Source organism: Paenibacillus sp. FSL H7-689 (genome assembly GCF_000517905.1).
Classification (GTDB): domain Bacteria; phylum Bacillota; class Bacilli; order Paenibacillales; family Paenibacillaceae; genus Paenibacillus; species Paenibacillus amylolyticus.
This window is the reverse complement of the sequence record NZ_ASPU01000016.1, coordinates 94,364-114,837: the sequence shown is the minus strand read 5'-3', so window position 1 is coordinate 114,837 and position 20,474 is coordinate 94,364. Positions and strand designations below refer to the sequence as shown.

General features: G+C 45.3%; 19 protein-coding genes. All 19 read left to right on the top strand.

All coding sequences use genetic code 11. The features are described from left to right. Window positions 1-30 precede the first annotated feature (30 nt). The 19 genes from C170_RS15540 to C170_RS15450 all read left to right on the top strand — a co-directional run bounded on the left by C170_RS15540 (window position 31) and on the right by C170_RS15450 (window position 20,374). Window positions 31-1,098 carry a glycosyltransferase family 4 protein gene (locus tag C170_RS15540; protein ID WP_036611324.1) on the top strand — a complete coding sequence of 356 codons (1,068 nt, stop codon included), beginning with the start codon at window positions 31-33 and terminating at the stop codon, window positions 1,096-1,098. A 21-nt stretch (window positions 1,099-1,119) separates the two neighbouring features. After that, the gene (locus C170_RS30090; protein WP_051447212.1) at window positions 1,120-2,064 is read left to right on the top strand and encodes a glycosyltransferase family 2 protein; all 945 of its coding nucleotides are present in this window, start codon (window positions 1,120-1,122) and stop codon (window positions 2,062-2,064) included. Window positions 2,065-2,075: 11 nt separating this feature from the next. Next, a complete protein-coding gene (locus tag C170_RS15530; RefSeq protein ID WP_036611322.1) occupies window positions 2,076-3,098 on the top strand; it encodes a glycosyltransferase in 1,023 nt (340 codons plus the stop codon). A gap of 43 nt (window positions 3,099-3,141) precedes the next feature. Then, entirely contained in the window at window positions 3,142-4,047 is a 906-nt protein-coding gene (locus C170_RS15525) for a glycosyltransferase (protein WP_235200775.1), read from the top strand. An 8-nt stretch (window positions 4,048-4,055) separates the two neighbouring features. Next, window positions 4,056-5,432 (top strand): lipopolysaccharide biosynthesis protein, encoded by a 1,377-nt coding sequence (locus tag C170_RS15520; protein ID WP_036611318.1) that lies wholly within the window; start codon window positions 4,056-4,058, stop codon window positions 5,430-5,432. Continuing rightward, window positions 5,419-6,447, top strand: coding sequence for a polysaccharide pyruvyl transferase family protein (locus C170_RS15515; RefSeq protein ID WP_036611316.1), 1,029 nt, complete (start codon window positions 5,419-5,421; stop codon window positions 6,445-6,447). The genes C170_RS15520 and C170_RS15515 overlap by 14 nt, the downstream gene beginning before the upstream one ends. Further along, window positions 6,444-7,826, top strand: coding sequence for a sugar phosphate nucleotidyltransferase (locus tag C170_RS15510; RefSeq protein ID WP_036611314.1), 1,383 nt, complete (start codon window positions 6,444-6,446; stop codon window positions 7,824-7,826). Before C170_RS15515 ends, C170_RS15510 begins: the two co-directional genes overlap by 4 nt. Before the next feature lie 32 nt (window positions 7,827-7,858). Further along, a complete protein-coding gene (locus C170_RS15505) occupies window positions 7,859-9,190 on the top strand; it encodes a UDP-glucose dehydrogenase family protein (protein ID WP_036611311.1) in 1,332 nt (443 codons plus the stop codon). Between the two features lie 13 nt (window positions 9,191-9,203). Further along, window positions 9,204-10,124 carry an LCP family glycopolymer transferase gene (locus tag C170_RS15500; protein WP_036611307.1) on the top strand — a complete coding sequence of 307 codons (921 nt, stop codon included), beginning with the start codon at window positions 9,204-9,206 and terminating at the stop codon, window positions 10,122-10,124. A gap of 21 nt (window positions 10,125-10,145) precedes the next feature. After that, a complete protein-coding gene (locus C170_RS15495) occupies window positions 10,146-12,305 on the top strand; it encodes a WD40/YVTN/BNR-like repeat-containing protein (protein ID WP_036611305.1) in 2,160 nt (719 codons plus the stop codon). Between the two features lie 10 nt (window positions 12,306-12,315). Continuing rightward, a complete protein-coding gene (locus C170_RS15490) occupies window positions 12,316-12,900 on the top strand; it encodes a VanZ family protein (RefSeq protein ID WP_051447211.1) in 585 nt (194 codons plus the stop codon). Window positions 12,901-12,982: 82 nt separating this feature from the next. Then, the gene (locus C170_RS15485; RefSeq protein ID WP_036611303.1) at window positions 12,983-13,504 is read left to right on the top strand and encodes a hypothetical protein; all 522 of its coding nucleotides are present in this window, start codon (window positions 12,983-12,985) and stop codon (window positions 13,502-13,504) included. A gap of 251 nt (window positions 13,505-13,755) precedes the next feature. Next, window positions 13,756-14,007, top strand: coding sequence for a hypothetical protein (locus C170_RS15480; RefSeq protein ID WP_143760279.1), 252 nt, complete (start codon window positions 13,756-13,758; stop codon window positions 14,005-14,007). 32 nt (window positions 14,008-14,039) lie between these two features. Continuing rightward, window positions 14,040-14,948 carry an ABC transporter ATP-binding protein gene (locus tag C170_RS15475; protein ID WP_036611301.1) on the top strand — a complete coding sequence of 303 codons (909 nt, stop codon included), beginning with the start codon at window positions 14,040-14,042 and terminating at the stop codon, window positions 14,946-14,948. Further along, window positions 14,941-15,732: an ABC transporter permease gene (locus C170_RS15470; RefSeq protein WP_036611300.1), complete on the top strand. Its 792-nt coding sequence runs from the start codon at window positions 14,941-14,943 to the stop codon at window positions 15,730-15,732. Before C170_RS15475 ends, C170_RS15470 begins: the two co-directional genes overlap by 8 nt. A gap of 177 nt (window positions 15,733-15,909) precedes the next feature. Then, entirely contained in the window at window positions 15,910-16,983 is a 1,074-nt protein-coding gene (locus C170_RS15465; RefSeq protein ID WP_081745953.1) for an AI-2E family transporter, read from the top strand. A 222-nt stretch (window positions 16,984-17,205) separates the two neighbouring features. Continuing rightward, window positions 17,206-17,601 (top strand): GntR family transcriptional regulator, encoded by a 396-nt coding sequence (locus C170_RS15460; RefSeq protein ID WP_036611299.1) that lies wholly within the window; start codon window positions 17,206-17,208, stop codon window positions 17,599-17,601. A gap of 24 nt (window positions 17,602-17,625) precedes the next feature. After that, the gene (locus C170_RS15455) at window positions 17,626-18,726 is read left to right on the top strand and encodes a DUF1648 domain-containing protein (RefSeq protein ID WP_036611297.1); all 1,101 of its coding nucleotides are present in this window, start codon (window positions 17,626-17,628) and stop codon (window positions 18,724-18,726) included. A 58-nt stretch (window positions 18,727-18,784) separates the two neighbouring features. Continuing rightward, window positions 18,785-20,374: an alpha/beta hydrolase family protein gene (locus C170_RS15450; RefSeq protein ID WP_036611295.1), complete on the top strand. Its 1,590-nt coding sequence runs from the start codon at window positions 18,785-18,787 to the stop codon at window positions 20,372-20,374. The last annotated feature ends 100 nt before the right edge of the window (window positions 20,375-20,474 follow it).

The window sequence follows — 20,474 nt, the reverse complement described above, 5'->3', positions numbered from 1 at the left end:
AAGATTAACCATGAAAAAAAGGAGTCTATCATGAAACCAAAAGTATTGGTTGTTGGATCATCCTTGAAGGATATGGGCGGAATTGTAAGTGTCATCAAAAACATTGAGGATTCCTCCATCTCGGAAATGTATGCCATGCAGCGGGTCGAAACGTATATCACGGGCAGCGTGTTATCACGGCTGCTTATTTTTATACGGGGATTCATGCAATTCTGGATGAAACTGTACACGTTCAAGCCGGATATCGTGCATATTCATATGGCAAACAACGGGAGCTTTTATCGGAAGTCTCTATTTCTGCTAACTGCACGAAAGTTGTTTCGAAGGTCAGTCATTCTGCATATACATGCGGCCAGCTTTGATGATTTCTACAATCAATTTGCTCTGCAGCGCAAGTATTGTCACTACATTCTGAATCAGGCAGACAAGTTGATTGTCTTGTCCCAGACGTGGAAAGAATACTTTGCTACGATTGTGCCGGAGACAGCGATTGAGGTTCTTTATAACGGGGTCTTTGTCAAAGAACCGTTTGTAAGAGAACAACAAACAGCCGTTAATGCTCTCTTCATGGGCAGACTGGGTGAGCGAAAAGGAGTCTACGATCTGCTTCAGTCCATTCAGCAATTAAAGGCGCTGGGCGTTACAGCCACCTTTAATCTGGCAGGGGATGGCGAAGTCGAAGAAGTCAAAGCAATCGTGCAGCAGTATGGAATAGAGGATCGTGTCAATGTACTCGGCTGGATTAACGGAGAGCAAAAGGAAAAACTGATGCGGGAAGCGGATCTACTGGTCCTACCTTCTTATCATGAGGGATTACCTATGGCCATACTTGAAGCAATGAATTGTGGCTTGCCCATTATATCGACCGCCGTCGGAGGCATCCCCGAAGTGATTACATCCGGTCATAATGGGCTGTTAATCGAGCCGGGAGATGTGCACGGGCTGACATCAGCGCTGGAATATCTCATCACGGATGAAGAGGTTAGAGCAAGAATGGGTTCACATAACAGAGAGATTATATCGGATAAGTTTGATATGAATCTTCTCGTGGGCAGATTATCAGGAATATATGATGCACTTCAAGTGAAGGTATCCTAGTGAACAGGAAAAGGTGATGAAATGAACCCCTTGGTATCTTGCATCATTACGACCCATAACCGGGCCGATTTATTGAAAAATGCGTTGAGAAGTGTACGTGAGCAAACACATCCGTATCTGGAGATTTTCATTGTGGATGATGGTTCAGAAGATCAGACGCCAGAGATCTGTCAGGCTTGGACCCGGGAAGATTCACGGATTCGGTACATCCGAGTTCCATATCCCAAAGGAGCCAACCATGCACGGAATGTAGGGATATCCCAAGCCAATGGCAAGTACATTGCCTTCCTGGATGATGATGATGAATGGATGCCTGACAAAATAAAAACCCAGGCGGAAGTGCTGGAGCGTACACAGGAATCATTCACCTTTTGCAGCAAGTATCTCGCATACACGAATGAGCAGCATCAGGTGGTCAAACGGAAATTGTCGGTGGAACCTCGCGATGTTATCCGGTATGAGGATCTGCTTACATTCAACTGGATTGGGGAAACGTCCAAAATCATGGTACTTACCTCACTGGCTCGTGAAGTTCGATTTGATGAAAATCTGACATCCGCTCAGGATTATGATTTTTATCTGCGTATATTGAAACGAGGCTACATCGCCGTGAATGTGAAAGAACCGCTGGTGGATATCAACATCCACAGTGGTCCACGAATTTCAACCTCTACAACGGCCAAGTACAAGGGCCAACGCAAGATTATTTTGAAATACTACAATGACATGTCCAAGGAACAGAAGCGCCGTCAGTTACACCATTATCGAATGCTCGAATGGTCGAGAAATACACTTCGCAATAACGTTTATTTGAAAAAAGCACTGTCGCTGTACCCTTGGTGGAAAGATTGGGTGCTGCTCAAGCGTAATACCAAAATTATGATGCAAGGATTTCTAATGAGATTTCATGCAAGGCGCGCAGTTGGAACGTATACAGAGGAACCTGTGCGAATGAAACTAAAGTAAGAGGTGTCTGGATGGAAAATCCGACGGTGTATATGCTGCCCAAGATGATTGAGAACAATAAATTCAATGAGCTGTTATCCGATTCCATTGAGAACAAAGGATGGGAAGTGAAACAGTTTACCAAAAGAGATCTAATCAAACTGAAAAAAAATGATGTGCTGCATTTTCATTGGCCCAGCTTCTATTACAGAGGTTCTTCCATGCTGACAACGGTGATCAAGTCCATTTTGTATGTATTGATGATCTGTTTTGCGCGCTTGCGCGGGGCCAAATTGTTCTGGACGGTGCATAACATCTGGCCTCACAACAGCGGCAAGACGCGGTTTGATTATTGGATGAGAAAAATACTGGTCCAAAATTGCTCCAAGCTGATTGTCATGGGCAAACCCTTGATCTCGGAGATCTGTTCGACGTTTGGGATTGATTCCAGCCGGATCGAGGTTATACCACATGGACATTACAAGGGAGTGTATCAGGGAAAAGGGGTGAATATCCGCTCCCGGTTTGGCATCCCGGAGGATAGTTATGTGTATGCGTTCTTCGGTCAGGTGTCGCCGTACAAGGGCGTGGATGATTTGCTGGAGGCATTCAAGGATCTGGATTCCGAACAGGCCCATCTGTTGATTGCCGGCAAAAAGGTAAAGGATTATGACCTTGGAGATGAATTTCTCAAGAGTGGACATATTCATACCCATTTTCATTTCATCGAAGATGATGAATATTCGGATTATTTTGATGCAGTTGATTCGATCATTCTTCCATACAAGCAAATTGCGACTTCTGGCAGTGCAATTCTGGCATTGACCTTCTGTAAACCGGTGGTGGCACCACGGATTGGCTTGTTGGAGGAATATCTGCCTGAAGATTGTGCCGTGCTCTACGAACCTTCCGATCCGGATGGATTGCTCAAGGCAATGAATATGATCCGGTTAAAACAATCGGAGTTTCAGGAAGGCAGTGGTTTTGTCAAAGCGTTGGAGCGGCTGGATTGGCCAGTGATTGCCCAAAGGACACTTACCCTGTACTCCAGTTAGTGCAGATGAACGGGTGGACCTAATTGAAAAATATGGGGATGAAATGATGAAGGTAACCGTCGCGATCTGTACGTATAACCGTGCACAGGATGCGGTAGAGGCCATACGAAGTGCAATACAACAGAATTACGCAAGCAGCAACTATGAGATCATACTCATTGATAACAATTCAAAAGACAACACACGGGAAGTCGTGCTTCAAACCATCTTGCAGCATGAGAACCATTCGATCCGGTATGTGTTGGAAGAAAAGCAAGGCTTGTCTGTAGCCCGTAACCGGGCCATTCACGAGGCACGCGGCGAGTATATCCTGTTCCTTGACGATGATGCCTTTGCTTGCAGGGACTGGATTCACCAGATCGTTAGCGTGTTTGAGATGAATGAAAATATCGGTTGTGTTGGAGGCAAGATTGACCCGATCTGGGAAGTGCCTGAGCCAATGTGGATTCCACCGGAGAACAGGTCGCTGTTCACCATTCTGGATTTTGCAGATGAAGTCACTGAAATGAAAAGTCCTTATATTCCATTTGGTGCAAATGTGGCTTTTCGTTTATCTGTCTTTGATCAACTGGCTCCCTTCCGTGAAGATCTTGGAAGAGTGGGGAACAACCTCCTCTCCAGTGAAGAGAGTGAGTTAATTGCAAGAATACGGACAAAGTTCAAGGTATATTACACGCCATACGGCGCGGTACAACATAAAGTAGCCAAAGAGCGAACGACAAAGAACTGGTTTCTGCGCCGAATCTATTGGCAAGGTGTGAGTGATGCCATTCGTGATCAGGATCGTGGTGTTGTGCGTACGGCCAAACATGGCATCAAGCTTGCACAGGGGATCACAACCTCACTGATCTACATTTATAATGCAGATCGGTTCACACGTCAGCTTGCCAAGGTATGTTACCGAAACGGCATGATTGTTGGGTCGCTTCGTCAAAACAGTAAGGGATGAGGATCGCTATGGCGCAAGTTGCACTTCGCAAAGTATTCAGAGGAAACGGCTTAATGAGTGCCATATTTCAGACAAGTGGAACCAATCTGCTGGTCATGACACTGACGATGTTGTCTTCCATTTTGACGTCACGCATGTTCGGGGTAGAGGGAAAGGGCGCATTCTCGGCCATCCTGTTCTGGCCTGCGCTCTTAACCGGATTGGTCGGATTCGGACTACCGACTTCTATTATTTATAACATCAAACAGAGCGCAACCGAGAAGAGTGCACAGTATGTTCGGTTAAGCTTTCTTTTTCAAGTTCCGGTGTGCATCATCATTGGTATTGTGGCCTGGTTGGGATTACCTTTCTGGCTCTCCAGCTTTCCGCCGGAGGTCGTGCAGATATCCAGATGGTATACGATTGCAACCGTTCCTGTACTTATTGTCATCAATCTCATATCAGCGCTCTCGCAGAGTCGGGAGAAATTCGCTGTATATAATGGTATCCGGTTAATGATCCCCCTGTTTAATGTAGGCGGGCTTTTTGTGTTATGGGGCCTGGGGATGCTGAGCATTCAGCTCGCGGCTGCGATCTATTTTGTAACCAGCTTCTCAGTGGTGGCGTGGGCTATCTATGCGAACCGTAATGAATTGAGACTGAGATGGTTCAAGGATCGGGTAGACCAGAGTTCGGCCAAGAAGCTTTTTGGTTATGGCAGCAGGGTGTATGGTGTTGAATTGTTAGGAACGCTGTATACCCAGTTTGATAAAATCATTATTTTGGCTTTGCTCACCCCGCGTGATTTTGGACTGTATTCCGTCGTATTTGCGTTATCCCGAATCTACAATGCGGTTCAGACGGCGATTAGTAATGTTGTTTTTCCAAAAGTGACCGGATTGCCCCAAGAGCAGATTATTCGAACAGTTGGCAGAGCCTTCCGCATCTCGCTCATGGTCATGATGATCATTGTAATACCCACTATGTTTGTGGGGAACTACCTGATGGGTCTTCTGTTTGGCTCCGAATTTTTGGAAGCGAGCGTAGCATTTTATATTTTGGCTGTGGAATGCATTATTGGTGGTGGCTCCTGGATTCTGGCATCCGCATTTAATGCACTTGGTCGGCCTGGACTTGTGATGATCAGACAGCTCATTGCACTCTCGGTGACGGTGGCTTTGTTCTTTGTATTCACCCCGCTGTGGGGGCTCAACGGAATTGCGATTGCTTTATTGATCGGGTCCATTGTACGAATGGTGGTTACTGTGGCTGCGATGAAGATTGTATTTAAGGTGAAGTTTGCCGCCATGTTCTATGACAAGGAAGATCTGACGTTTCTCTATGAACGGTTAAATAAAAAAAGAAGAAGAGTCACCCAAGGAGGAGATGGAGATGCTGGGCACTAACAATATTCATCCAATGGAAGAGTTGAAGGGACATTTACGTCAGATTTTGAAGGTCATTCCACCGCGTACCGAAATCTATTATTTGGATTACCCGGTGCATAGCAATGGTGGCGACTTGTTGATTATGAAAGGTACTGAGGCTTTCTTCCGGGACAATGATATTCATGTACGTGCCAGATACAGCATTCTGGATTGCCCTTTGTCTCTCAAGGTACCGGAAGGTATCACGATTGTGTTGCACGGGGGAGGTAACTTTGGTGATCTCTACCCTGCCCATCAGAAATTGAGAGAACGAATGATTGCCCAGCATCCGAATCACCGGATTGTCATTCTGCCTCAGACGATGTTTTATAAGAGTGATATTGAATTGAAAAAGACAGCCCAAGTATTCAATCGTCATAAGGATGTGCACTTTTTTGTCCGGGATACCTTATCTTATGAGATAGCCAGTAAAGAATTTCAACAAACCAATGTGTATCTATCTCCGGATATGGCGCATCAGTTGTGGCCTCTTAAGTCCAAGAGCAAGCCTACCGCAGAGATGTTGTATTTCTTCCGGAAAGACATTGAGAAAACTCAGAATCAGGTGCATTACGAATCCGTCAGTGGACCTAAGGCCACGTTTAAAGACTGGGAGACATTGTACAACCGGGTAGACCGGAAGATCATTCGCATGATTACATCCCGGTTAAAGTCAGGGAAAGGCAGCTCTTTCGCCCGCTGGTTGTGGTACAAATACTCTGATCGGATGGTACATACGGCCATTAAGGAATTCAATCAATACCGAACCATCACGACATCCCGTCTGCATGGACATATTCTGGCCTGTCTCCTGGATCAACCGAACATCCTGCTGGATAATTCATACGGCAAGAACTCGAATTATTATGCAGCTTGGACCAAGAGCAATCCGGCAGGCAGACTAGAATCCAATCAGACCAGCACATATAACAAGCCAACCGAGACCGGAAAGGGAGCAAGTACGGTTGTGCTGTCGGATGGTGCAGCCCTATGAGAAGTATTCTGTTATCCGGTGGTTCTGGCAAGCGTCTCTGGCCGTTATCCAACGATTCCAGATCCAAGCAATTTCTTAAAGTTCTTCATGGGCCAGAGGGAAATCCGGAATCCATGGTACAGCGGGTATGGAGACAGCTGAATCATGCCGGACTTTCATCTGAGGCGCTTATCGCGACCAGTTTGCCACAGGTGGAGATTCTGACTTCTCAGCTGGGAGACGATGTGAGACTGGTTGTGGAGCCTGAGCGCAGAGATACGTTTCCTGCGATTGCACTCGCTGCCTCCTATCTGTATTCCGTAGAGAGTGTGAGTCTGAATGAGACGATTGCAGTGTTGCCTGTAGATCCCTTTGTTGAAAAAGAATTCTTCGAAGTGCTGGCAACCTTACCGGAGATGCTTGATAAGTCTGGTGCTGATCTGGCCTTGATGGGAGTTGTGCCGACGCACCCGTCAGAGAAGTACGGATACATCATTCCGCAATCCCAATCTTCCAGTGAAAATAACAATGAATACGTGAATGTAGCGAAGTTCCAGGAGAAACCCTGCGAATCCGATGCGGTCCTCATGATTGAGCAGGCCGCATTATGGAATTGCGGGGTTTTTGCTTTTAAGCTGGGTTATTTGATTAATCTGCTCATTGAGATGGAACTGCCGATCCAGTATGACGAGATGCTGAAGCAATACGGAAGATTGAACAAGATCAGTTTTGATTACCAGGTTGTCGAGAAGGCAAATCAGATTATCGCTATTCCGTATAACGGCTTCTGGAAAGATCTAGGCACGTGGAACACACTCACGGAAGAGATGGGAAGCTCGGTTGTAGGAAAAGGGTGGATTACGGGAGATTCCTTGAATACCCACTTGGTCAATGAATTGAACATTCCGGTTGCTATATTGGGATTGTCGGATGTGGTGGTCGCCGTGAGTCCGGATGGCATTCTGGTCAGTGACAAAGAAGCCAGCCCACGGATCAAGGAAATCTTGAAGAATGAGGATCAACGCCCCATGTATGAGGAGCGCAGGTGGGGTTGCTACCGGGTTCTGGATTACACAAGAAACGAAGCTGGCGGCGAGGTTCTCACCAAACGAATCTGCATCAGTGCCGGGAAAAACCTGAGTTATCAATACCATTTGCTTCGCAATGAGGTATGGACGGTTGTATCGGGAACTGGGGAATTGATTCTGGATGGGAAGAGCCGAATGATCGGGCAAGGAGATACGGTGATCATTGACCGGAGTATGCTTCATTCCGTCAGAGCCGTTACGGAACTGGAGATCATTGAAGTACAGATCGGCAGCCAGCTGATTGAAGAAGATATCGTTAGAGTGTCTACCGAATGGCAGGACATTGTTCAGACATATGTGAAGCACGCGTAACCAACACATTAGGACATGGGGGAGATTATGGAATGAATATTACGGTGATTGGCACAGGGTATGTGGGTTTGGTATCGGGCGTATGTTTTTCGGAACTGGGAAATAACGTGATCTGTGTCGACAACAATGTGGAAAAAGTGAATATGTTAATGGACGGTCATGTTCCGATCTATGAACCGGGTCTGAAGGATATCATGAATGCCAATATGAAAGCAGGAAGGCTGTCCTTCACCACCAACATTCAGGATGCTATCAGTCGTTCGGATATCATCATTATCGCGGTGGGTACGCCATCCCTGCCTAATGGCGAAGCAAATCTGAGCTTTATTGAGCTTGTCGCGCGAGAAATAGGTTCTTATATGGATAATTATAAAATAATAATGACTAAAAGCACTGTTCCTGTCGGAACTAACGATCGTATTCAGGAATGGATCAGCAGTTTGACGAATCATCCATTCGACATGGCATCGGTACCGGAGTTCCTGCGAGAAGGTACCGCTGTCCAGGATACGCTCTATCCTGACCGGATAGTCATTGGGACACATAGTGAGCGGGCAGTCGCCACGTTGAAAGAGCTGCATCAGCCATTAACCGATCAGATTATTGTTACGGATATTCGCTCGGCCGAAATGATTAAATATGCATCCAACGCTTTCCTGGCAACCAAGATCTCATTTATCAACGAAATCTCTAACATCTGTGAAAAAGTAGGAGCAGATGTCAGCCGTGTTGCCGAAGGCATGGGCTATGACAGACGAATCGGTGCCTCCTTTCTCAAGGCAGGCATTGGTTACGGAGGTTCCTGTTTCCCTAAGGATACACAAGCTCTGATTCAAATTGCAGGTAATGTGGATTATGACTTCAAACTGCTGAAGTCCGTGGTGGAAGTGAACAAAGATCAACGCTTCAACATCATTCGTAAACTGGAAGATGCACTAGGCTCACTCGAAGGGAAGGAGATTGCCATCTGGGGGCTTGCTTTCAAACCAGATACCGATGACGTTCGTGATGCTCCGGCGATTGAGATCATTCAACGTTTGCTTGAGCAGGGAGCGGTGATTCGGGCATATGACCCCATCGCTACCGAGAACTTCCGCAAAGAGGTGGATTCCCCATCCATTACGTGGGAAGAGCGTGCCATGAAAGCGGCGGAAGGTGCTGATGCACTCTGTGTTCTGACGGAATGGAAAGAGTTCATGGAGGTTAATCTGACTGATTTGGCAGCGCATATGAATCAACCCATCCTGATTGATGGAAGAAACATCTACGGAGAAGATCAGATTAAAGATACGTCCTTTCAATACTACTCCGTTGGTCGTCCAGGTCTAACCAATATCGATGGAAGAAAAACGGCAGTCATCTGACGGAGGCCATAACATGAGACGCGGGATCAAAATAACATTAGGTGCCATTTCCCTTGTTGCAGTTGTCATGATTGGATATTCTGTGTATCTGTATTCGCATGTTAAATCAGCGGCGGATCAAATGTATGAACCCCGGGAACCCATCAAGCAGGTATCTATTGTAGACCAGCGGGGTGGGGGAGATTTCCCTGTGGACATGGAGAATGAAGAACCTTTTAATGCTTTGATTATGGGTGTGGATGAACGTTCCAATGATCGGGGGCGCTCCGACACCATGATTGTATTAAGTGTTAATCCTGCGAAACAATCCGCACTTATGTTTAACATTCCCCGAGATACCAGAACGAATATTGTTGGTCACGGCACGGAGGATAAGATCAACCATGCCTATGCTTTTGGGGGCGTTAACATGTCTGTGCAGACCGTGGAACAATTGCTCAACGTTCCCATACATTACTACATGAAAGTGAATATGGAGGGCTTTGCACAAGTCATCGACATGGTGGGTGGAGTGGATGTGAATAACCCGTTTGCATTTGACTATGAGGGTTACCGGTTCGAGCAAGGGAATATTCATCTGGATGGTGAAGCTGCTTTGGGATTTTCGCGGATGCGTTATGATGATCCGAAGGGAGATCTCGGGCGGAATGACCGCCAGCGGGAGATCATCAAACAAGTGCTGAAGAATACGGTCCAGGTATCCAACGTATTGCAACTGGAGACGTTGCTGGACGAAGTCAGTGCTCACGTCAGAACCGACGTTACCTTTGATGAGATGAAGCAGATGTTCTCCAATTATCGTTCGGTACTGGATCATATTGAATCCGTTGAGATTAAAGGCACGGGCAAGAAAATAGACGGAGTGTATTACTATATCGTGGAACAATCGGAACGAGACAGGATACATCAGATGATTGAAGAACATTCAAAATGATCGGATAGGGCGGTGAACCAGATGCGTATCTCCAGGCTAATGAAATTGTCCCTGATTGTGCTACTAATGTATATGCTCATGATACCGGCAAGTACAAATTATGTTCAATCAGCTCAAAACTATCAATGGAAGAATATACCTATTGGTGGTGGGGGGTACGTTACAGGCGTGGTTATTCATCCGACTGAGCCTGATCTGGTTTACGCTCGAACTGACGTTGGAGGAGTATATCGGTTGGATACAGCTTCAGGAGATTGGGTCCCACTACTGGATCATTTCGGAGATGAGGACAGCAATCTGTACGGCGTGGATGGAATTGCGCTGGATCAGCAAAACCCCAATGTCGTGTATATCGCTGCTGGGAAGTACGGGAACGTGGGGCCGAGTGATATTCTGAAATCTACAGATCGGGGAGAGACCTGGATTCGAACCGGACTTAATCTTCGGAATGAATCAAATGGAAACATCCATCGAGCCATGGGAGAGAGCATCGCGGTTAATCCCACGAACTCCAATTACCTGCACGTGGGTACACGATATGATGGATTGTACACTTCCAGTGATGGTGCAGCCACGTGGAGCAAGGTATGGGATGTACCTAGCGGGCTATCTGGTGAGGGAATTCGGAGTGTAGCTTATGGATTGAATCCCGTGACGAAGCAAGGTCAAGTTGTGTATGCGGGGGTTCGCGGCATTGGTGTGTATAGCAAAGCACCAAGAAGCAATGGGCAGACCACTTGGCAACTTACCGGGAGAAGTCCCGAATATCCTGCACGTATGACTGTGGCGAAGAACGGGACGTTGTATGTGACCACGGATAATCAGGGCGTCTACAAGTTCAATGGTGTGCAGTGGACAAATATAACACCCAGCTCCAGTTACTCATCTTATTATGGAATCACGATTGATCCCCAAAACGATAATCATATCTTGGCAGCCGTTCGAACAGGCGGAGATAATCTGCCACTGTATCGTTCCGTTAATGGCGGACAGAGTTGGACAACAGTGAGCAAAACGCTGGTATCCAAACCGTCCTGGTGGACACCCAACATGTTTTTCTCAGCGACATCCAGTATCAAGTTTGACCCACATAATCCGGGCACCGTATACGCTACAGACTGGTTTGGCGTGTACAAGACGGAAAATATCAATGGTACCACTGGATTGACTGGCAGTACTGCGAGTACTTGGGAAGCCATTACCGATGGTCATGAAGAAGTCGTCGCACTCACGGCATCCACACCACCTCAGGGTGTTTCATTCTTTAGTGGTTTAACGGATCAGGTCGGATTTAGACATGAAAATGTAACCGATGTTCCTCTTAATAAAACCCCGCTCGCAGGTATGCGAGAAATTGTGAGTATTGACTATCATGAGGCAAATCCGAATTACATGATATTTCTGGGAAGCAGTGACTGGTATGGTACGACCACACGTTTATTTGTCTCTTCCAATAACGGAGTTACCGTAACTCCAGTAAACGTTCCGGCAGGTTCTACACTGGGGCGGGTGGCCTATTCAGCCATTAATCCAAATGTAATTGTTTATTACCCCCAGACCGGTAATCCGGTCAGAAGCACGAATCGTGGCGCAACATGGCAAAATATGAATGGTGCCCCTTTTCAGGCCATCGGGGGGAATATGGTTTTTGCCTATAATCATCCACTGGCTGCGGATCGCATCAATGGATATAAATTTTATATGTATGCTGCTGGTTATCTGTATCGGTCTACGGATGCAGGTGCCAACTGGTCCAAAGCGAATACAGTTCGCCTTCCTATTAATACGGATATCAATACAAGCTTCATTAAAGTCGAGGCTGCACCTGGCGTGGCGAATAATGTATGGGTGAGTCTGGGAACCGATGGATTATATGCATCAACGAACTCGGGAAATACATTTTCCAAGATCCAAGGTGTACAGAACTCCAAATTATTTGCCTTTGGTAAAGCTCAGCCAGGCAAATTTGTCCCAGCCGTTTATGTATATGGCACCGTAAATAATGTGAATGGATTCTTCCGTTCCGATGATATGGGGGTAACCTGGAACAATATAGGTCCTTTAGGTAATGGAATCGGGCTGGGCAATGAACCGCAAATTATGGCGGCAGACCGTCAAATCTATGGTCAGGTATATGTAGGTACAAATGGCAGAGGCATGTATGTTGGATCAATAGAATAACGAGAGAGATATGAAAGTGGTGAAGATCAAAATGATGGAGGAGGGCTCCGGGCGCACGAGACAAAAGCATGTACGAAGAACGTACGGATTTCTCATTGCTCTGCTGTTAATTGTGATCTGGATTCTGGTCATCTGGTCCATGTCCACGCAATCCTCTCAACAGCAAGACATCCAGCCTTGGCTTCATAAATGGTCTCAAAAATTGCACATCGGTTTTACGCTTCCCGATGTGCAATTCACTTACGGGGAGTATGAGTATTCGCTGAAGCAGCGGCCGTATGATTTTGCAGAGTTCATCTTTCGCAAGAGTGCGCACTTATTTGTATACGCTGTGCTCGCCGTGCTTGTGTACGGCGGGCTGCGGTACAGAAGAACATCCCTTGTGACCAGTATCGTTTCTGCTCTGGCTGTGGTGTTTGTTATAGCCTCCATTGATGAGTATATTCAGCAGTTCAGCCCGGACCGGACAAGCTCGATACGTGATGTTGGAGTAGACTTGCTCGGCGGCTGTTGTGGGATTGCCATATATGCAGGACTTCAATCCATTATCCGAAGGATCAGAAAAGGAAAGCGTACTTCCATTCACAGTGAGTGATTTCCCAGGAAATTAGATATCGTTCAACTTCTACTTGTCTGCCATCCATCATAAGTATGGAGTAGGACAAGGAGGACTGGACATGCTGCGAAGAAGGAACCGGAATGCTTTGCTCAAAAAGATCGGGTTCATCGCGATCATTGTATTATTGCTGTGGTTGATTGCCAGAACCATTCCGTATCTGTTTCAGGCAGATACATCGGATGAAGCTGCTGCTGTTGCCGAAGAGTTTTACAAATATGAGCAGACGGGTGACTTCGGCAGTTCATGGGAACTCTTTCATCCCCTGATGAAAGAGCGGTTTCCCAAGAGTGCTTACGTACAGAACAGAGCACATATATTTATGCAGCATTTTGGCGTGGAAACGTTTGAGCTGGAGATGGAGAAGCCAGAGCGCGAGTTCGATGTAACCGTGATTGATGGCGTTAAGCCATTTTCTGAAGCCTACAGAATCCGGGTCACCCAGAAGTACTCAGGTACCTTTGGCCAATTCGATATTGTGCAGACCTGTTATCTGGTAGAGGATGGCGATGAGTGGACCTTACTCTGGTATTATCCAAATCAGAAAAATGAGGATACCTCTCAGGTCGACAATAGTGACTGATCAGGAATTAATATTAACCCATACATTGAACCGAATTGTATCATTTACCTAACATGAGGCTCCATAAATGCGAGACTTTTGTCGCATTTATGGAGCTTTTTTTGTGTTTTGCTTGTTTTTATGGCTGTAAAGCCTTGACATTAGTCCCGGTGTCAAGTAAATTACGAGATAGATACAAAATGTATCAATTTTCAGCGTCTAACGACAAATAACAAGGACTTCTAAGCTCCTTGTGAGGGGAAGGAATATCATTGATCGAAACGGGCCGCTTTTACTGTGTCAGTTGTGGGATGATTGTGTCGGTCACTAGAAGCTCTGTCGAAATGAAGGAAGAGGGCAATGGAGGCAATCACGTATTTCGCACCGGATTCTACCGGAGTGAAATGCCGCTTGGATGCTGTGAAGCGTGTGTAGTTGAAGCAAAACGTCAGGGGAAATCCCAGTTTGCGGGACAATATACTAAAGATTATGATACACTATGTTCATATGAGAAACGGGCATGAATGATGTGCTCGTCCATGAAGGAGGGGATTGAATGCAGCAGGAGCCGGTCGTCCGGATTCAGGGCGTCAGCAAGATCATATCCTCCCGATCATTGGTCAGCGACCTGACTCTGGATATTTCTCCGGGGCAGGTTTTTGGTTTTTTAGGACCCAATGGCGCGGGAAAAACAACGACGATTCGAATGATGGTTGGACTGATGTCCATCAGTAAAGGTGATATTTTCATTTCGGGACACAGTGTAAAGAATGAATTTGAGCAGGCGGTAGCCCAGGTAGGAGCTATTGTGGAAAATCCGGAAATGTATAAGTTTCTGACCGGGTACCAAAATCTCGTTCACTTTGCCCGCATGTCGCCGGGAGTTACGAAGGAACGTATTGCGGAAACAATTGAGCGTGTGGGGCTCACAGCTCGTATTCACGATAAGGTCAAAACCTATTCACTGGGCATGCGCCAGCGTCTGGGTGTCGCGCAAGCGATATTACATAAACCGAAGCTGCTTGTACTGGATGAGCCGACCAATGGTCTGGACCCACAGGGTATACGGGAACTGAGAGATTATTTGCGCCAGCTCACCCAAGAGGAAGGCATTACGGTCTTTGTATCCAGTCATTTGTTGTCGGAGATGGAGCTGATGTGTGATACGGTTGCCATCATCCAGAATGGCAAGTTGATCGATGTAAGAAACCTTCGGGCTGAAGCAGGTTCGGATGCATTAATCGAAGTTGCTTTTGAGCTGAATGATGCAGATCGTGCTGCGGATCTGATTCAGGGTGCTGTCGTACAGGGCAATGTACTGGTGATGCGGGTGTCTCGTGAGCAGATTCCGGATATCAATGCCAAGCTGGTTAGCGAAGGGTTTCAGGTATACGGTATTCGTAACGTGACTCACACCCTGGAAGAACAATTCTTGCAAGTCACTGGGGGTGGAGGCATTGGGTAGTTTTGGTAATCTGATATTGAACGAGAATATGAAAATTTTCCGTCGTCCCCGTACCTGGATCATGTTATCAATTTTGGCGCTGATCTCGCTATTAATGCCAGTGTTACTGCGAGAAGGCATGGGGTCCAATGAAGTTTTGTACTGGGAAGCGGCTGTAACGACCATCCAGATTACGTTTTTCCTGAACACGATCTTCTGTGTCGTGATTGCAGCGGAATCGGTTGCGGGCGAATTTACCTGGGGAACCATTAAGCTGTTGCTGATCCGTCCATGGTCACGAAGCAAAGTTCTTGCTTCCAAATATCTGACCGTCGTTGGCTTCAGTATTGTCAGTACATTGCTGATCATCGCGATGGCCATGCTAACGTCTTATATCCTTTTCTCGCATGATGCTCCGGGAGGAAGCGGTAGTCCGGCTACGAATGCTCTGACGTTATGGGGATATTTGTACGTTGATCTGTTCATTACGCTTGCGATTGCCTTTATGGTGTCCTCCGTATTTCGTTCAGGTGCACTTGCGATTGGATTATCTCTGTTCATTATGTTCTCACAGAGTATCTTCTCACTCATATTCAATCCGGTCCGTTATGAGTGGGCCAAGTATGTTCTATTCAACAACATGGATCTTAGCAAATACATGACCTCCGGGGCAGATTTTGCGCTAATGGGTGGTCCGAGTGCAGGAATGACACTGGGTTTCTCCATTGCAGTTCTGGCGGTGTATTACGTTATTTTCATGGTGATTTCCTGGGTTGTATTCAGCAAAAGAGATGTGGCAGGCTAACACCTGCTTCTTTTTTTTGCTCCAATGTTTGTTTTGGAAAGAAAATAAGTGTATATTCAGCATCGCCTGTGGCATGACTGTCATTTAAGGGTACTTAGTATCATAAGTAAATGACTAGATATACATATGAACGCCGCAGTCACTTTGGCAGAGCAGCGCATGGAGGGATCACGTTTCTTGATAAATAACAAGTTCTACCGCATATGTACAGCGATTATTCTGCTGCTGCTCATCGTGTATCTGGGGGAAAAAGTGAACTTTATTTTCAGCCCCCTGACCTCACTGATTCACATCATCATCATTCCGCTGCTGATTGCTGGTTTCTTCTATTATCTGCTGCGCCCGCTTGTCGATTATATGGAAAGGCATAAGATCAAACGTGCATTATCAGTTCTGATTATTTATGTCGTAATTGCACTAATACTTGCAGGTTTTAGTGTGCTTGTATGGCCTTCCCTGCGTGAACAATTGATGAATTTCGTGGAGAATGCTCCAGCGTTGGTTACTTCACTCAGCGATCAGTTGAATGCACTTGAAAAGAGCAATGTTGTATCCAGATACCTGCCTGATGATTCCAATCTATTCTCACGATTATCCGATGTTCTGAGTCAAGGGATCACTCAGGTAACCAATTATGTCTCCGGGTTATTCTCCGTGGTATCCAATCTGGTTATTATTCTGGCAACGTTCCCGATCATGTTGTATTACATGCTCAAGGAAGGCAGTAAGTTTGGAACGAATCTAACCTTATTGTTGCCAAGGCATTATCGAAAGGATGGGGAAGAAACCGTCCATGAGATCGATGAAGCACTAAGCAACTATATTGTTGGCAGGGTTATTGTTAATGTAGCCTTGGGGATTCTGATGTACATCGGTTTTCTCATCTTAGGTTTGCCTTACGCATTGCTGCTGACGGTTGTATCCATTATTCTGAACTTCATCCCTTATGTGGGTGCTTTGCTGGCAGCTATTCCGGTTGTCATTGTCGCGTTTATCGAATCACCTTCGATGGCGATCTGGTCACTGGTCATCATTGTAATCGCACAGCAAATTCAGGATAACCTGATCTCACCTTATGTCTATGGCAAACAGCTCGATATTCATCCACTGACTACCGTTATCCTTTTGCTCGTGGGTGCTGACCTGGGAAATATTTTGGGTATGATTATCGTGATTCCCCTATATATGATTCTGAAAATTATAGTTCGCAAAATCCATTATCGGATTGTCGAAGATAAGACTGAAACTTAAATGGAATTTGAAATACAACGCTGTCATGTGCCACTACTAATGTTTGTTATTGAATCACATCGATAAGCTCAACAGGATAAGCCGCATATCAATGGTGAAGGGTCAGGTAAGTTTGCCCTCGCGATGGCTATGCGGCTTTATTTTTATTTTCATTTTTATTGCTCACTCATGTTATATCTGTTATACTTGATATATAACAGATAACAAAAAGAAGGTGAACCCTTGATTATTCAACTGGATATGCAATCCGAACTTCCCATCTATTCGCAACTTGTTTATCAAATTATTGAAGGCATTGCTAGTGGTGAGTTACAGCTAGGTGAGGCGTTACCTTCGGTTCGGAATTTAGCCGCAGATATTGGTGTTAACCTTCACACCGTCAACAAGGCTTATACACTACTCAAGCAAGATGGATACATTCTGGTTCATAGGCAAAAGGGAGTTGTAGTGAACCCTGATGGAATGCCTGGTTTAACGGATGATTTTTTGAAAAAGCAGCAAAGAGAATTAAGACCGATTATTGCCGAAGCGATCTGTCGCGGAATGACCAAAGAGGAACTATCTGCGGTGTTAGACCAAATGTATGATGATGTGAAGATGGGTCACAACAAAGAATAAAGGAATCGAGGGAGTGTGTTATGTATGCAACTATTTAGTATATTACCTATCATTTTAATCTTTGCTCCATTAGCCGTATTTCTATCTTTTGCACCATATGTGACAAGGGAAACAATCAGCTTTGGGGTTACGGTAAGTGAGTATAATTACTACACACCCATCTTGCGTAAGCTACGGAGTGCGTTTGCTACCGTAAGTCTGATCGGAAACGGGATGATTATACTTGTCTGTCTGTATTTACTCCCATCTGCTAATGAAAAGTCTACGGCAATGATCACCGGTGTTTGCACAGTGTTGTTTATTGTATACTGGGCAGCACTACACATCTTATTTCATTTCAAGATGAAAAAGATAAAAGGAACACTTACAACTGTAGACGCACCTCAACGGGTTAAAATCGATACCACCTTCCGTCAAAATAAACTCACCTATTCCAACTATTGGTTTCTCATTCACATTGCTATTATTGTAGCCATTGGAATCATTTCAATCCTGAATTATAAGGCACTCCCTAACGTCATTCCAATGAAATATGATCTTCAGGGCCATGTCATTTCCAGTGCGCCTAAAACCTACCTCTCGGTACTGGCTATTAATCTTGTGCAGCTAGGCATCATTGCACTTATGATGTTGGTGAACTGGAGTATCAAAACAAGCAAACAACAGCTTACCGCGTCTAATCCTGCCCAATTTGCTGCTGAAAATATTCAATTCCGTCGTAAATGGTCCCTATTTACGCTTGTAACAGGCTTACTTCTTACCATTTTATTTGCCTTCATTCAGATGAATATGTTCGTCCCGAATCTCGTCTTGTTAAAAGGTATTATCTTCATTACCCCTGTGCTGATCTTGTTAGGCGCGGTAGGGCTATCTCTCACAGGCAGACAAGGCGGTGGGAAAATTCGGAACCATCAAGAGGATCGTGAACGATCCAAGGAGCAGCCTGTGAATGACGATGAACATTGGAAGCTTGGGTTTATTTACTTCAATGCCAATGATCCTTCTTTAACCATAGAAAAGCGTTATGGAATAGGCTGGACAATTAACTTCGCTCGTCCACTATCTTGGGTCCTGCTGTTATTCATCATTGCTATTGTTGTTATAAGCATAGTCCTGAGCCAATAAAGGCTCAGAATTCTATGCATATAATAGATGAAATTAATTATTAGGAGGAGTTATTACAATGAACAATTGGAAAAAGCTATTACTTTCTCTTACTTTCGTAGGTCTCATCCTTCCGGTAACATCCATCTCAGAAGCTGCTGAAAAATCCGCTGGTAGTGAAAATCTTGTTCCTATTCGTGAGATTGCAGAAAAGAATGGGGCAGAGGTATCTTGGCAACAAAAGACAGGAGAAATCACAATACGAAAAAGTGAGCTTACTATTGTAGTTAAGGTTGGAGAGAAACAGGCGATGGTGAATGGGCAAGCCATATCCTTAGACAATCCTGTTCAGTTAACGAAAGGAACTACCTATATGGATGGGGCATTTCTTTCCGAGACGCTGAAGGCAGCACCTGAGGATATATTCATTTCCCTTATTAGTGAGGGCGATGGCAAGGAGGCTGCCAAGTATGTTCATACCTCTGTGAGTGGAGTGTTGTCACCCACGTTGTTGAGTCAGCTGTGGGGAGCTTTAGAAGGACAAAATGGCAAAATTACAAGTGAAGCCATAGCTAAGCATGTAGAAAATAATACAGTGCATCGCAATGTTACCTATACGTTCAAAACAGAGCTGACTCGTTTAAATATTACGGTCAGAATGAATCATAACGGACTTGTAGATGATTTGCATATTGCCGCCGCTACGCCAGATGTGTATCAAAAACCAAGCTACGACGACCCATCTGCCTATACAGAACAAGACATTACGGTTGGTCAGGGTGATTTAGCTTTGCCAGGGACATTAACTTTGCCCAAGGGAGAGGGACCTTTCCCGGTTGTCATTCTGGTACACGGATCTGGGCCTAGCAATCAAGATGCTGCCATTGGTGGTGCAAAGCCGTTTCGCGATCTTGCGGTAGGTTTGGCTTCACAAGGAGTTGCTGTATTAAGATACGATAAGGTCACATATGAGCATACCTATAAGGTGGCTTCACAGCCTAAATTCACATTAAAACAAGAGAGCGTAGTTCAGGTAAACGATGCAGTGGAATTGCTTAAAAAGAATACACATATTGATTCTACAGCGATTTTTGTAGCTGGACATAGTCAAGGCGGGTTTGCAATGCCGTTAATCATTGCTGAGGATAAGCAACATGATATTGCAGGAAGTATTCTACTTGCTGCACCAAGTAGTAGCTTTGCGGATGTGCTTACCGAGCAGCAGGACGAATTAGTAGAGCGGATGAAGCAGCTTGGTTTAGACACGGATGTCATACAAGGGCAAGCTGATTTTTATAAAAATGTGGCTGCGATGGTTAAAGATCCAAAATATTCTGTAGATCATCTTCCTGAGGCGTTTCCACTTCAACCTGCTTATTGGTGGTTTGAGCAAAGAGATTATGTGCCTGCGGAACTGGCTAAAACACAAAATACACCTATGCTTGTTATACAAGGCGAAAACGATGTGCAAGTGTCTATGAATCAATTCCAAACCTGGAAATCGTCTCTTCAAGGTCATTCCAATGTAACGTACAATAGCTATCCAAAGGTAAATCATCTTTTATCCAACTATGATGGACTTTCAATCGGTCAAGAGTACGCTGAGCCATCTAATGTCTCCAAAGCCATTATCGATGATATTGCGAAGTGGGTATTAAAATCAAACTAAAAATGGGAGTTCCATTCTTGGGTTGAATGACAACTTGGAGAAGTGACGGATAGGGCGAGATATAATAAGAAGAGGAGCACTTACCCAAATAGGCAAGTGC